General features: G+C 67.4%; 12 protein-coding genes and 2 pseudogenes. 8 read left to right on the forward strand and 6 right to left on the reverse strand.

What is annotated here, in order from left to right; genetic code table 11:
* Nucleotides 1-28 precede the first annotated feature (28 nt).
* Nucleotides 29-305, reverse strand: a pseudogene (locus P8R42_10100) (FAD-binding protein).
* Between the two features lie 284 nt (nucleotides 306-589).
* On the opposite strand from P8R42_10100, the gene P8R42_10105 reads away from it, so the two are divergent.
* The gene (locus P8R42_10105; GenBank protein MDG2304993.1) at nucleotides 590-2,965 is read left to right on the forward strand and encodes a PEP/pyruvate-binding domain-containing protein; all 2,376 of its coding nucleotides are present in this window, start codon (nucleotides 590-592) and stop codon (nucleotides 2,963-2,965) included.
* A gap of 8 nt (nucleotides 2,966-2,973) precedes the next feature.
* Here P8R42_10105 and P8R42_10110 read toward each other — a convergent pair whose 3' ends face one another.
* Entirely contained in the window at nucleotides 2,974-3,624 is a 651-nt protein-coding gene (locus P8R42_10110; protein ID MDG2304994.1) for an arylesterase, read from the reverse strand.
* 5 nt (nucleotides 3,625-3,629) lie between these two features.
* On the opposite strand from P8R42_10110, the gene P8R42_10115 reads away from it, so the two are divergent.
* The 3 genes from P8R42_10115 (at nucleotide 3,630) to P8R42_10125 (ending at nucleotide 7,262) form a co-directional block, all read left to right on the forward strand.
* Nucleotides 3,630-4,322 (forward strand): ABC transporter ATP-binding protein, encoded by a 693-nt coding sequence (locus P8R42_10115; GenBank protein ID MDG2304995.1) that lies wholly within the window; start codon nucleotides 3,630-3,632, stop codon nucleotides 4,320-4,322.
* On the forward strand, nucleotides 4,310-6,862 hold the full coding sequence (locus P8R42_10120; GenBank protein MDG2304996.1) for an FtsX-like permease family protein: 2,553 nt from the start codon (nucleotides 4,310-4,312) through the stop codon (nucleotides 6,860-6,862). Before P8R42_10115 ends, P8R42_10120 begins: the two co-directional genes overlap by 13 nt.
* A 124-nt stretch (nucleotides 6,863-6,986) precedes the next feature.
* Nucleotides 6,987-7,262 carry a hypothetical protein gene (locus P8R42_10125; protein ID MDG2304997.1) on the forward strand — a complete coding sequence of 92 codons (276 nt, stop codon included), beginning with the start codon at nucleotides 6,987-6,989 and terminating at the stop codon, nucleotides 7,260-7,262.
* Between the two features lie 8 nt (nucleotides 7,263-7,270).
* Here P8R42_10125 and P8R42_10130 read toward each other — a convergent pair whose 3' ends face one another.
* Both P8R42_10130 and P8R42_10135 read right to left on the reverse strand, forming a co-directional pair.
* Complete coding sequence (locus P8R42_10130) at nucleotides 7,271-8,341, reverse strand: TonB family protein (protein MDG2304998.1); 1,071 nt, start codon at nucleotides 8,339-8,341, stop codon at nucleotides 7,271-7,273.
* Nucleotides 8,338-9,189, reverse strand: a complete 852-nt coding sequence (locus P8R42_10135) for an SDR family NAD(P)-dependent oxidoreductase (GenBank protein ID MDG2304999.1) — start codon at nucleotides 9,187-9,189, stop codon at nucleotides 8,338-8,340. Before P8R42_10135 ends, P8R42_10130 begins: the two co-directional genes overlap by 4 nt.
* A gap of 157 nt (nucleotides 9,190-9,346) precedes the next feature.
* Here P8R42_10135 and P8R42_10140 point away from each other — a divergent pair, with 157 nt between their 5' ends.
* From P8R42_10140 to P8R42_10155, 4 genes are all read left to right on the forward strand, one after another.
* Entirely contained in the window at nucleotides 9,347-9,595 is a 249-nt protein-coding gene (locus P8R42_10140) for a GlsB/YeaQ/YmgE family stress response membrane protein (protein ID MDG2305000.1), read from the forward strand.
* Nucleotides 9,596-9,665: 70 nt separating this feature from the next.
* Nucleotides 9,666-9,836, forward strand: coding sequence for a hypothetical protein (locus tag P8R42_10145; protein MDG2305001.1), 171 nt, complete (start codon nucleotides 9,666-9,668; stop codon nucleotides 9,834-9,836).
* Nucleotides 9,837-9,929: 93 nt separating this feature from the next.
* A complete protein-coding gene (locus P8R42_10150; protein MDG2305002.1) occupies nucleotides 9,930-10,121 on the forward strand; it encodes a hypothetical protein in 192 nt (63 codons plus the stop codon).
* Nucleotides 10,122-10,153: 32 nt separating this feature from the next.
* Nucleotides 10,154-10,483 (forward strand): response regulator, encoded by a 330-nt coding sequence (locus P8R42_10155; GenBank protein MDG2305003.1) that lies wholly within the window; start codon nucleotides 10,154-10,156, stop codon nucleotides 10,481-10,483.
* A gap of 53 nt (nucleotides 10,484-10,536) precedes the next feature.
* Here P8R42_10155 and P8R42_10160 read toward each other — a convergent pair whose 3' ends face one another.
* Both P8R42_10160 and P8R42_10165 read right to left on the reverse strand, forming a co-directional pair.
* Nucleotides 10,537-11,829 carry a DEAD/DEAH box helicase gene (locus P8R42_10160; protein MDG2305004.1) on the reverse strand — a complete coding sequence of 431 codons (1,293 nt, stop codon included), beginning with the start codon at nucleotides 11,827-11,829 and terminating at the stop codon, nucleotides 10,537-10,539.
* 936 nt (nucleotides 11,830-12,765) lie between these two features.
* Nucleotides 12,766-12,903 (reverse strand): annotated as a pseudogene (locus P8R42_10165) (GFA family protein).
* Nucleotides 12,904-12,997 lie beyond the last annotated feature (94 nt).

The raw sequence follows: 12,997 nt of genomic DNA on the forward strand, positions 1-12,997 counted from the left end.
ACGGGGACTGGTCAGTGATGTGGCGTCTCGCGCGCCTACCGAAGAATGTCGCTTCGCCGATGCAGGTGCCGCTCGAGTAGCCGGTCGCGCCTGCGCGATGTTCGAAGCACACGCTCCTGCGGCGCACAGACCGGGAATCGGGGTCCCGTCCGGCCGCAGGAACTCAGCATCGATTGAAGCCCGAAGGCCGCCCAGGGTGAGCCGACGTAGATGGCTTTCCCGACGGAGTACTCCAGCGCCGCGAACGGAGCCTGGTCGAGGGGCTGGAGCCAATCTGGGTGCTTGTGGAACGTGGGATCCTCGCCGCACGCGAATCGCGCCCGAGCCGTCGAAGTGTTTGTAGCGGACTCCGACGACCTGTCCGTCATCGACGATGAGATTTGTCGCGCCCGTGTCGTACTAGAAGCGCACTCCCGTGCGTTGGGCTTCGCTTTCGAGCCGTCCGGTCACGATCGACCCGCCTCCGCTGCCGGTCTTCTCGACCTTGTGCCCGCGCGGGGCGGGCAAGTTCATGCGCGGCTCCCTATCAGGTGGGTCGGGGCCCGCGCCACGGGACAGCGGCTGCTATTGCCGTTACGTTCCTGGCTCCATGGCGCGAATCCTCAAGATCGACGAGACCGGCGACCACGCGGTCGGCGGGAAGGCGGAAGGCCTCGCTCGCCTGCGGGCAATGGGTCTGGAGATTCCGCCGACCCTGGTCCTGGAGGGGGCCGTTCGCGGAGGGCTTCCCGAGGACCTTGAACGGGAGGTCGCCGTCCTCGGCGAAGGCCGGCTCGCCGTGCGCTCGTCTGCCATCGGGGAGGACGGCGCTGGCGCGTCGTTCGCTGGACAGTACGAGACCATCCTCGACGTTCGGCCCACTGAGCTGCGGTCGGCGATCGACCAGTGTCTGGCTTCGGCGCAGAGCGCTAGGGCCGTCGCGTACCGGGATTCGCGGGACGAGGCCGCGGGCGCCGCGGTCATGTCGGTCGTCATCCAGCGGATGGTGTCCGCCCGTGCGTCGGGGGTCTGCTTCACGGCGGATCCGGTGACCAGTCGTCGAAACCGGCTCGTGCTCGATTCGGTTGCGGGTCTCGGCGAAGCGCTCGTTTCGGGCCACGCGAGTCCGGACCACGACGAGCTCCGACGATCGGATGGCGTCTGGGAGCCGACGCAGCTCGCGGGCGCGACCCCTGTGCTCTCTCAGGAGGAGCGCGCTCAATTGGCCCGTGAGGCGCTCGAAGCCGAGACCGCCGCGGGCGAGCCGCTCGATCTCGAGTGGGCGATCGACGTGGACGGCACGCTCTTCTGGTTGCAGGCGAGGCCGATCACGACGCTGATGCTGGACCCGCAGTCGATCGACACGCCGCCGATGGAGGAGGGCGACGTGTACACGCGCTGTAACGTGGGCGAGATGATGCCGGGCGCGGTGTCCCCCCTCACGTTCTCGACATGCGCCCGCGGGATCGACGTCGGCTGGCAGGACAACATGATCGCGATCGGTGTACGCGCGCAGCGTTCGAGCGACAACGTCTACATCGGGATGAGCCACGGGCACCTATTCATCAACTTGAGTGAGGGTGCGCGCTTCTCCAGCGCCGTGACCGGCTCTCACCCGGATCAGCAGAGCCTCGCGATCTGTGGTCGTCTCGTGCCCGAGATCGTCGCGCCCGATGTGCCGGCTCTCCGCATCCGGTTACCGCGGGCCGTCCGGCAAGTCGCTTCCGTCGTCCGCGCCCAACCACACCTCCGGCGGATGGAGGCCCTCGTCGAGCGTGGGACGATCTCCGTCGGCGGCGACTCGAAGTCGACGTGGCAGAACATCGAGGCGGAGCGCGAGGTGCTCTACGAGTCCTATGCACGACATCTCACGGTGTCGTCGGGTGCGGGGGCGCTCGCACCGATCCTGTTGCGGGTTCTCGCGGGGGACGCCGAACCGTCGCCGGAACATCACGCGGCGGTCGGGCACCTTCTGTCCGGAGCGGAAGGCGTCGAGAGCGCCGACATTGCCGCGGGGGCGCGACGGCTCCTCGAGGCGCTCGAGCGGTCTGCGACACCTGCCGAGTTCCCCGAGTGGGACGTAGCCACGGCCGTCGCGTGGTTTCGCGGCGAGGCGTCCGGCGAGGCGGGGTGCGTCTACACCGCGTACCTCGCTCGTCATGGGCATCGTAGTCTCCGCGAACTCGACGTCCGTCAGCCCGAGTGGGCGCACGATCCGACCCCACTGATCCGCGCGCTTCAGGCACAGCTCCGCGCTCGTCGTGTAGCGGGTAGCGCCTCGGTCGGAGCCGAGCCGGTTCGTGTGGCGATGGATCTCGGCCGGCTGCGGTGGCTGGCCCCCATGGCGCACGCCGCAGTGCGCAACCGCGAGCGGTCGAAGTCGCTCCTGGTCGCGACGACGGTGCACTTCAAGCGGGCGTACCGCGCGCTAGCGGCGCAGTTCGTGGCCGAAGGTCGCTTGCCGGACGAAGACGCGGTCTTCTTTCTGCTTCACGAGGAGCTGGGCCTTCTCGCCGAATCGTCGCCGGGCGACCGGTGGGCCGACCTCGCTGTGCAACGTCGTGAGGCGCTCTCCTTCCAAGAGAAGCTCCGGTTCCCGGAGGTCAGCGTCGGGTTGCCGGAGCCCGAGGCGCCGCCGCCGGTCGAGGGCGACGAGCGGCTCGTCGTGGGTAAGCCGGTGAGCCGCGGTCGCGTCGAGGGCCGCGTGCGCGTCGTCCGCGAGCTGGTAGAAGCCGAGGCACTCGAACCCGGCGAAATCCTCGTTGCCGCGATCACGGACGTCGGTTGGACTCCCTACTTTGCGATCATCGCCGGTCTGGTGACCGACGTGGGTAGCGCGGTGTCGCACGGGGCGGTGGTTGCGCGGGAGTACGGTCTGCCGGCAGTGCTGAACACCGGCAACGCGACGCGCGTGTTGCGCACCGGGGACCGGGTCCGCCTCGACGGCGACGCCGGGACGGTGGAAGTCATGGAGCCGGCGGTCTGACGCGGCGTCTACTTGGCGGCGAGGAGCGGTTCGAGCTTCGGCCAGACGACGGCCGCGACTTTCTTCTGTCCCTCCGCGTTGGGGTGGATGTCGTCGGCTTGATTTAGGGACCGCTCGCCGGCCACGCCCTCGAGGAGGAAGGGGATCAGGGCGGCATCATTCTTCTCCGCCAACGCCGGGAAGCTCGTCTCGAACTCCTCGACGTAGCCGTCGCCTAGGTTCTGCAGAGCACGCATCCCGGCGATCACGAAGCGCGCGTCGGGATGAGCGGCGCGGGCCCGGTCGAGGATCTGCTGTAGGTTGTCGCGCATCATGGCGGGGCTGAGTCCGCGGAGCATGTCGTTCGCGCCCAGCTCGAGGACGAGGATGGCGATCGGCAGCTTGAGGAGCCAGTCGATACGTCGGAGTCCGCCGGCCGACGTGTCGCCGCTAACGCCGGCGTTCACGACGCGGTATTCCAAGCCGGCCGCGTCGATCCGCTGCTGGAGCAGCGCGGGGAAGGCCTCGTCCGATGGGAGCCCGTAGCCGGCGGTGAGGCTGGTGCCGACGAAGAGGACGACGGGCCGCTCGTCGGCGGCGAGAGCCGCGCTGGTGACCAGACATGCGAGGAGGGCCCCGAGCCAGTAGAGTCTCGGGAACCGTCGTGTCCGCTTCTTCATCGCCCATGATCGTCGCTCGGAATCTCCGCCAGCGCTACCCGCGGCCCGCCGGTGCCGAGTCGCTGACGGTACTCGACGGCATCGAACTCGAGGTGCCCGGCGGCGAGATCCTCGCGATCCTCGGGCCGTCGGGGAGCGGGAAGACCACGCTGTTTGGGCTCTTGGCCGGTCTGGATCGGCCCACCGAGGGGGAAGTTGAGCTCGCTGGACAGTCGCTCGGGCGACTGGACGAAGATGCGCGGGCCGCGCTCCGCGCCTCGTCGATCGGCTTTGTGTTTCAGAGCTTTCAGCTCGTGCCGACCCTCACCGCGCTCGAGAACGTGCTCGTGCCCCTTGAATTGCTTCCGGCGCCGGCGGTGGTTGCCGCGCGAGAAGCCCGGGCGCGGGAGCTTCTGGGGCGGGTTGGACTCGAGGATCGCCTCGGTCACTACCCGGCTCAACTCTCGGGGGGCGAGCAGCAACGGGTCGGGATCGCGCGTGCCTTTGCGAACGAGCCGCGTGTACTCTTTGCAGACGAGCCCACGGGTAACCTCGACGACGAGACAGGACAGGGGATCATCGAACTGTTGTTCTCCCTGAATCACGGGCAGGGGACGACGCTCGTGATCGTCACGCACGACCAGGGGCTCGCACGCCGCGCGAATCGCATCATGCACCTCGCACGCGGGCGCATTGAGAAGATCGAGTGCGTGGACTGAACCGCGTCTTCGTCAGCGCGATGTTGCGCCGTGAGCTGCGAGCATCGCGGCGTCGGCTTTTCCTCTACGGGTCGTGCATGGCTCTCGGGATCGCGGCGCTCGTCGGTCTGCACGGGCTGCGCGCCACGACGCGGACGGCGATCGACGTGCAGGCGGCCATGTTGCTTGGCGCCGATCTTCGCCTCTCGCGCCGGGCGCCTCTCCCCGACGATGTTCGGGACCGTGTTGGCGCTCTTCTCGCGGAGACGAAGGGTGCCTCGGCAGAACTGACGCGATTCGGCTCGATGGTCCTCGCACCGAATTCGGGACGGAGCCGCCTCGTGGACGTGCAGGCGGCCGACGCGGCGTATCCGCTCCGGGGCGAAGTCGTCACGACGCCTCCCGAAAGTTGGTCGCTCGTGCACGCGGGCGACGTGCCCCGCGCGGTCGTCGATCCGAGCCTCCTCCTGCAACTGGGGATCGATGTCGGCGCCGACCTGAAGATCGGGGAGGTGCGCTTTCGAATCGTCGGCACGGTGGGAAAGGCACCCGGCAGCTTCGGGGTGCAGACGCAGATCGCGCCGCGGGTTCTGATCGCCCGGGAGCACGTCGAAGCCACGGGCCTGCTGCGGCCGGGGAGCCTGGTCGAGTACCTCTTTTTCGTCCGGACTCCGAAAGGCGAGATCGGAAGCTGGGTCGCGGACAACCGCTCGGCACTGGAAGACGCGCATATGAAGGTGCAGACGGTCGCCGGCCAGCAGGCGGATCTGGATCGCGGGTTCGGGATGATGACGCGCTTCCTCGGTCTCGTCGGCCTGGCGGCGCTCGCCCTCGGCGGAGTCGGCGTTGCGGCCGGGGTACGGGTGCTTGTGCGAGACAAACTCGACACGACGGCGATGCTTCGCTCGCTGGGCGCTTCTTCGCGCGACATCTTCGCGGTGTACGGGATGCTGGCGCTCGTGCTCGGCGCCGTGGCGGGGAGCGTCGGGTCGGCAATCGGCGTTGGTTTACAGTGGGGTCTTCCGGTGCTCTTGCAGGGGCTGATCCCAGTCGACGTCGAGCCGACGTTCGAGGTGGGCGCGGTCGCGACGGGAATTGCATTGGGGTTGTGGGTGACGGTGTTGTTCGCGGCGGCTCCGCTGATCGACCTCGTACGCGTTCCGCCGCTGCGGTCTCTTCGCGCCGACTTCGTAGCCGAACCCTTGCCGCTTCGCGGCCGCGCGGCGGTGCTTGTCGCCCTGGCAGTCAGCCTCTTGGCGGTCTCGTGCTGGCAGGCGCCGACGATTCTGGTGGGTCTCGGATTCGCGGGTGGCCTCGCGGTCGTGCTCGGGATCTTGGCGGGTACGGCACAGTTGCTCGCGGGTGCTCTTCGTCGGCTCGTTCCGCGGCGTTCGCCGTACTGGCTTCGTCAGGGCCTCGCGAATCTCTTTCGACCGCGCAATCACACCGTCTCGACCGTGCTCACCGTCGGGTTTGGCCTGTTCCTCGTGACGACGCTTTACGGCGTGAAGAGCAACGTGCTTCACCAACTCGCAATGGATTCGGGGCCCGACCGGCCGAACCTGATCCTGTTCGACATCCAGCCGGATCAGGTCGCGCCCCTCGAGGCGTTCCTGGCCGAGCGAGGCGCGGCGATCGTCGATCGGGCGACGATTGTGTCGGCGCGCCTTTCTGCGATCGATGGGAAGACGGCCTCGGAACGGATCGCGGTCGATCCCGACGATCGAGAGGCGCGTTGGGCTCTTCTGCGGGAGTACCGGCTGTCGTACGCGGCCGAGCTGCGGGAGAGCGAGGAGATTGCGGCGGGCGCGTGGTGGACCGATCCGGAGGCGGGCCGGATCGAGCCGGTGCCGGTCTCGATCGAAACGGGTGTGGCTCGCTCGCTTGGCCTTTCGGTCGGGGATCGAATGACCTGGGACATCCAGGGTGTGCCGGTCGAGAGCTACATCGCGAATCTGCGCGAGGTCGATTGGAGCCGCCTCGCGACGAACTTCATTGCGCTGTTCCCGCCGGGCCTGATCGAGGAGGCCCCGAGCACGACGGTGTTCCTCTCGCGTCACGTCGACGCAAACGCTCGGGCCGAGATCCAGCGTGACCTCGTTCTCCAGTTCCCGAATGTCTCGGTTCTCGACGCGAGCCTGATCCTGCGTGCCGTCGACACGATGATGGCGCGCGTGGCTCTCGCTGTCCGCGTCCTCGCGCTGTTCGCCCTGGCGACGGGCTTCTTGGTTCTCGTTGCCGCCGCTGCAATGGCGCGCGACGAACGAATGCGGGAGATTCTCTTGCTGAGGACGCTCGGCGCTTCCACGCGCATCCTGCGTCGAATCATCACGACCGAGGCCGTCGCGCTCGGAGCCCTCGCGGCCCTGCTTGGCGTCGGGTTGGCGATGCTTGCGACCTGGGCGCTCACGCGTTTCGTCTTCGAGATTCCGTTCACGCCCGTGCTGACGGAGTACGCGGCCTTCGCGGTCGTGAGTTTCCTGATCAGCGCGGTGTTGGGCGGCGCGATCGGCCGCCCGACGCGCGCGGGCAGTCCGCTCGCGGTGTTGCGGTCGCAGTAGTCGACGGCGGAGAGATTTACTTTCACTGCCCGAAGGCGTTTGTCGCGCCAAGCTCTGGGCGGCCCGCGAGTCCTCCGAGCCGCTGAGTGGTGCGACCGCGGGCACGCGCGATCGGCTGGACTCCGTGGACGTCCGGTTCCTCGAAGAGGCGTCGTTCGCGCTTCTCGGCACGCACGATGGAGCGGGAGGGTTCGATCTTTCCCGGCGCGGGGACCCCGGCGGCCTGCTGCGGGTGCTGGGTGACCGCACGCTCTTCCTCCCCGATCGTCCAGGGAATCGAATCGCTGATAGCCTTCGCAACGTTCTGGCGACCGGCCAAGCGGGGCTGCTCGCGCTCGTGCCGGACCCGGTCCTGCTGGACCGCATGATGAAGAGGGATGCGGCGAAGAACCTCTATTGAACGCCGGCTCAGCCCGAGGCGAAGGATTTGTCGTACTCGATCACGTTGAACTTGGTTCCGGGGTCGCCGAAGACGTAGAGCCAGCAGTCGCCCCATTTCTCCGGGACGCGAGAGGCTTTTCCGGGCGTCGGCTTCCACGTCGCGCGGTGGTACTGACACCGGAGGTCGACGTGATCGATCGAGCCCTCGACATCTTCGATCCCGATGATGTTTCGCATCACGCCATGGCGCCTGCGGGTGTAGCCGGTTTCGCCCTCGCGTCTTGCGGGTAGGACCCGCGGAAACTGAAGGGGTGCATCGCGAGCGAGGAACTTGTCGATGCGGCCATTGGACTCTCGCATCGACTCGGGGACCCCTCCTTCCGGGTCCAGTTTCTGGAGCCGTGCGTACGCCCGCTGGGCCTCGTGGATGTCATGGCTCTTCACGTGGAGCACGAAGAGCGCGCGCAGGACTCCCGCGTGGGTGTTGTCGTCGAGGTGCGCGCCGTCTCCGATTCGGGTTCGCCACAGGTGGATCTTCTGACCCTCGGCGTCGCCCTGAATGCGCGCCACCTCCGCACGCAGTAGGGATGCCCGGACCGACTCGTACAGGTTGTTTTCCTCGAGCCGGTCGATGTCCTCTTGGGCCTCGTCGATCTCGCCGGCGTCGAGGTGCTCGCTCGCCTTCTCGTACCGCTTGATGAAACGCTTGGACGCTCCCACTTTGCCGTCGTCCTCAATGTTGTACGTGAGGAGGACCTCCTGGTGGCATTGGTGCACGTTCTCGCCATCGAGCCGTGCGGGCTCGTAGCGCCACTTCTTCATTGCAGCGCGGGCCGCCTCCTCGAACTCCTCGCCGCCGAAGGAAGCGTCGATCAGAATATCGCCAACGGTGCCGTCGGGGCGGATCACGAAACTGGCGAGGGTCCATGCCTCGGAGGGCTGCCGTCTTGCCTCGAGCGGATACCTCGGGTTCGAGCGTTCGAGGGGCTTGGCCGGTGTGCTGTTGCGGACCGTGCCACCGGGCTTGGCCTCTGCCGGCGCCGTTGGCGCGAGCAGAGTGAGGGCCGTGATCGTCGAAACCAGGAGTCGAATCGTCATGAGGTGGCCTCGGCATCGGCTAGGAGGAAAGCGTCGCCGAGGACCGCGCACCCATCGAGGCTCTTCACCGGTCGGCCAACCGAGTGGAGGAGGTCGCGGCTCAGCACGACGCGGCCGACGTGCCGTTCGCTGCAGAGCTCGAGAGCGGCTTCCGCCATCATCTCCACCGGTTCGACCCAATCCGGGTTCTTTCGCGCGATGTCGCGCACCCAATGGGCTCCGGCCGTCATCACGATCGCCACCGGGGCGAGTGCGTTCACGAAGACGTCGTACTCGGCGACCTCGTGCGCGAGCGCTTCGGTGTACCGGTCGAGCGCGGCTTTCGTCGCGCCGTACGGACCGATGATCCAGGCGGATTCTTTCGAGTCCCGGTATGGCACGGCGGGCTGCTTGCTGGTGGCGCTGCTGATGTTGAGGATCCAGCCGCCGCCGCGCTCCCTCATCGACGGAAGAGCCTGTTGGGCGAGGTCGATCGGGGCGTTTACATTCAGGTCGAACATCTTGGATCGTTCGGTCACCGTGATGACGCTGGGCATCTTCATCGTGCCGGCGGCGGCGTTGTTCACCACGATGTCGATCGGTCCGAACGGCCGACTCGCGCGCTCGATGAGGTCGGCGCGTGCCTCCGGTTCGGAGAGATCGCAGGCGATCGCAGCCGCGCGGCCGCCGGCTTCCTGAACCTCGGCCTCGGCCTCTTCGAGTGTGCCGGTGAGCCGACCGTGGGCGCCCATGCGTGACGCGTTCAGTACGACGGCCGCGCCCTCTGACGAGAGCCGGTTCGCGATCGCCCGTCCGATGCCCCGGCTGGCTCCGGTGACCAGCGCGACCCTTCCTTCACAGCTTCCCATTTCTTCTCCTCGGTCCCGACGTCGGTTCTCGTAGCGACGAATATACTACCACCGTGCCGAAGCCAGCCGCGCCGGCCGGACGTGGTGCGGGGGTGCGATCTGTGGTCTACCCGGTGCGTGCGGGACGGGCCCACTTGAATCGAAAGGGAGAGCATCGATGGGTATTCTCAGCTGGATCATCCTTGGCCTCATCGCGGGCGCGCTCGGCAAGTTCCTGATGCCCGGTGACGACCCTGGCGGTTTGGTCGTGACCATGTTGATCGGGATCGGCGGTGCGTTCGTCGGTGGCTGGATCGGTTCCGTGGTCGGCATCGGAAGTGTGACGGGAGTCAACCTCGGGAGCATCTTCACGGCGTCTCTCGGGGCCGTTGTTCTCCTCTTCGCTTACCGCAAGATGAGGTTCTGACGCGCCGGCCGGTCGGTTACTTACGTTGGGACCCGACCGGCCCACACTGGGCGCACCTCTCGCCGCCGTCGTGGCACTGCTCGGCCAGGCACCACGGCGCTATCCGCTGCCGGTTCGGTGGGTGCCCCTCGCGGCGATCGGCGTCGCGGCGAATCAGCCTTCGCTCTTCGAAGCCGCCTCGCGGACCGGCGATCGCGACGGTCATCCCGGCGTGGGGCTAGTCTCGGGGTCCTCGCGCTGACTTGGGCGATCCGCAAGTAGTTCCCACCTTCGTCCCAAGAACGTCCTGCGGCTTGCTGAGAGCGGTCGGGCCATTCGATTCGGAGGCGTCACGATGGATCACGTACGCATTCCTTTCGTAGTTGGTCTGGCAGTTTTGCTCGCCGCGGTGCCGGTCGGCGCCCAGATGGGGACTTCCCTGAGTTTCACCGGGATCCCGGCGACCAATGGCGTCGTCATCTCGGACCTCCTCAGTGTGGCGATGCCGAGCCCGGCGCTCGGCATCTTCCGCGGGCGCAGATTCTGAACGGCGGTGCGGTCACGTCCGCCGTGATCTCTATGACAACCGCTCCGCCCGCGGTGGCGAGAGAGACTCTCGGATTCCGAGTTTGCGAAGTGCAGAACGGTGAAACCGCCGGAGAGGTAGACTCGGCTGACGTTTCCGTGTCGGCCGTGGCCCTCGACATGTCGGTGCCGGGATTGTTCGGCGTCGACACGCTTGGGCTCATCCGGGGCGTGCGCCCGGATGTTCCGGAGCTCCTCGTTAGTGGCTACGCGGCTGAGGAGCTCGCCGGCCCCCAGTTCTATCCCGGGCCCGAGGGGTTTTTGCACAAGCCCTTCCGAGTGGATGAGCTGTTGCGCCGGTTGCGTGGCCTGATGCAGAAGTGAAGGAGCCGATCTCGAGTCGGTTGAGTCCGCTCGAGACCGGCCGGTGGTGCGATTCAGGAGGGCTGCGCCTCGGGCGAGCTGGAACCACGTCGGGGGCGGCGACGGGAGCCGCGCTTTTTAGCCTTCGGCGCGCCCTCGGGTGCGCCCGCCGCCGCAGCTGCTCCGTTGCCCGAGCCCGAGGGCTTGGAGGTCGAGGCGCCGCTCTTCGAGTCGCGTCGCGTCGATTCGCCGCGGCTCGAGCCTCGGGCGTTCGCTTCGCTTCGCGGAATTGCGAACCCGAGCTCCTTCTCGATCTCGGCGAGCTTGTCGCGCTCTGGCGCGGACACGAACGTGAAGACCTCACCGGCGGCGCCGGCGCGCGCGGTCCGCCCAGCGCGGTGGATGTAGTCCTCCGGCGAGTGCGGCACGTCGAAGTTGACGACGTGCGAGATGCCGTCGACATCGAGGCCGCGTGCGGCCACATCGGTCGCGACGAGTACGGAACAGTCGCCGCGACGGAAGTCTTCTAGCGCTTCCATGCGTTGCGCCTGCGTCCGGTTTGCGTGAATGCTCGTCGCTTCACGGCCGGCGCGGTTGACCTGACGGGCAAGTCGGTCGGCGTCTGCCTTGCGCTTCACGAAGACGAGGGCGGAGGTGATGGACTCACGACGCAGGAGTCTCGTGAGGAGCGCGGCCTTGTCGTCCTGGCCGACGGAGAACACCTTCTGCTCGATCCCGCTCGCGAGGCGCTGTCTATCGACGGTCACCGTGACCGGGTCTGTCAAGATCTCATCGGCGAGCTTGCGAATCGTGGGGGACATCGTCGCGGAGAAGAGCAGGTTCTGGCGAGTCTTCGGAAGTTGCTCGAGGATGCGCTTGATGTCGGGCAGGAAGCCCATGTCGAGCATACGATCGGCTTCGTCGAGAACGAGAACCTCGATGCCGCTCAGGTCGACCGAACCAAAGCGCATGTGGTCGAGCAGGCGTCCGGGAGTCGCGACGATCATGTCACTGCCGGCCTTGAGGGCGCGTTCCTGCGGTCGCATGTCGACCCCGCCGACCACGGCGACGGCGCTGAGGCCGACGTAGTAGCCGAGTGCCAACGCTTGCTCGTCGATCTGCAGCGCGAGCTCGCGCGTGGGCGAGAGAATCAGAGCGCGACAGCCATCCGGCTTGGCTCCGTTCAGTCGCTGTAGGATGGGCAGCAGGAAGGCGGCGGTCTTGCCGGTTCCCGTGGAGGCGCAACCGATCAGGTCGCGGCCCTCGAGGGCGACGGGAATGGCTTTCGCCTGAATGGGGGTCGGCTCGCTGAAGCCGAGGTCGGCCACTGCGTCAGTGAGGGCCGGGATGAGGTTAAGAGTTTCCATCGGGTGTACGTGTTCCTTTGCTTGAAGTTGGCGTCCGGCCGGCCCGGGCATTGCCTCGGGAGGGGCTCGGTTCAGTTCTCCGCCGGAAGGGTGGACGAGGCTGCGTCGGCGGTGCTTTTGAGGCCCGCAGCGTCGGAAGCGAATCGGAAGCCGTTTTCCGAGGGTCCGCCCAGTCGACAGCCCGAAGGTGCGAAGCCCGCGGCGGGTTTGTCGCCTGGCGGGCCGCTCAACATCGGTCCTATCCGACTCTAGATAGGATAAGGGGTGCCGAGGCTTCTGGCAATGGTGTTTCGCCCGAGCTTCGGTGGGGGTTTGGTCGGGTGTCCGGTGAGGCCCGAGCCCCGAGGGAGTCCGTTTTTCCAAATGTTTCTCCCCCTTTTGCTCCTCGGGGCCGCAGGGTGGGGGCGTTTTCGACCTGGTGGCCGCACCGGACGAGCCGACTGGGCTCTACGCAGCGACGACGGCGGGCGTGTTTCGGTCGTTCGACGGAGGCGAGAGCTGGGAGGCTGCCAGTCGGGGGCTGGCGGATGCGCGTGGTTTTCTGCCGCCGGGCGGGGTCCTCTCGCTCGCGATCGATCCGGGCGACTCCCCGATGGCCGCGGCGACCTTCGTGGGCTTCGTGTTCGATCCGAGCGACGACAACCGCATCGTCGGTGCTGCGTCGCGGGCCGAGTTTCAGGGCAAGGATGCGGGCGCGTCGTGGGAGCGTTTTACCCGGGGACTGTCCCCGGGCGATCAGGGCGTTCCCTCGGTCACGTCGATCGCGGTCGACCTGGCGCGACCTGAGCAGCTGTATGCGGGTACTCCGTCCGGTTTGTTCACTCTCACGTTGGGTGCCTTGCGACACTGGGAACGCGCGGGGCTCGCGGACCGGGGCATCGTTTACATGCTCTCGCTCCCCGGCGGGTCCTTCGCGACCTGGGAGAACCGGTCGGGGTCGACGAGTGCGTACGCGAAGGCCTGGGCGCGGAAGGCCTTTCTGCAGCGGGAGCAGTGGCAGGACCGCGCGTCGCGCAGAGGGCCGGTCAACTCGTATCGAATGGCGCCGCAGAAGCACTCGCCGGTAATCGTCATGGCCGCACGATAGGCCGCAGGAAGGCTTGGCGGCAACCGATGGTCGGTTCGCGGTCGGTTCCATGGATCCCCGGAACGAACCTGCCTATAGTGC

The sequence above is a fragment of the Candidatus Binatia bacterium genome, from assembly GCA_029243485.1.
In the GTDB taxonomy this organism is placed as follows: Bacteria; Desulfobacterota; Binatia; order UBA12015; family UBA12015; genus VGTG01.

Bases quoted from the DNA above. Each gene is read 5' to 3' on its own strand.
- P8R42_10105 (MDG2304993.1), top strand. From the start codon at position 590: ATGGCGCGAATCCTCAAGATCGACGAGACCGGCGACCACGCGGTCGGC.
- P8R42_10110 (MDG2304994.1), bottom strand. From the start codon at position 3,624: ATGAAGAAGCGGACACGACGGTTCCCGAGACTCTACTGGCTCGGGGCC.
- P8R42_10115 (MDG2304995.1), top strand. From the start codon at position 3,630: ATGATCGTCGCTCGGAATCTCCGCCAGCGCTACCCGCGGCCCGCCGGT.
- P8R42_10130 (MDG2304998.1), bottom strand. From the start codon at position 8,341: ATGACGATTCGACTCCTGGTTTCGACGATCACGGCCCTCACTCTGCTC.
- P8R42_10135 (MDG2304999.1), bottom strand. From the start codon at position 9,189: ATGGGAAGCTGTGAAGGAAGGGTCGCGCTGGTCACCGGAGCCAGCCGG.
- P8R42_10140 (MDG2305000.1), top strand. From the start codon at position 9,347: ATGGGTATTCTCAGCTGGATCATCCTTGGCCTCATCGCGGGCGCGCTC.
- P8R42_10150 (MDG2305002.1), top strand. From the start codon at position 9,930: ATGGATCACGTACGCATTCCTTTCGTAGTTGGTCTGGCAGTTTTGCTC.
- P8R42_10155 (MDG2305003.1), top strand. From the start codon at position 10,154: ATGACAACCGCTCCGCCCGCGGTGGCGAGAGAGACTCTCGGATTCCGA.
- P8R42_10160 (MDG2305004.1), bottom strand. From the start codon at position 11,829: ATGGAAACTCTTAACCTCATCCCGGCCCTCACTGACGCAGTGGCCGAC.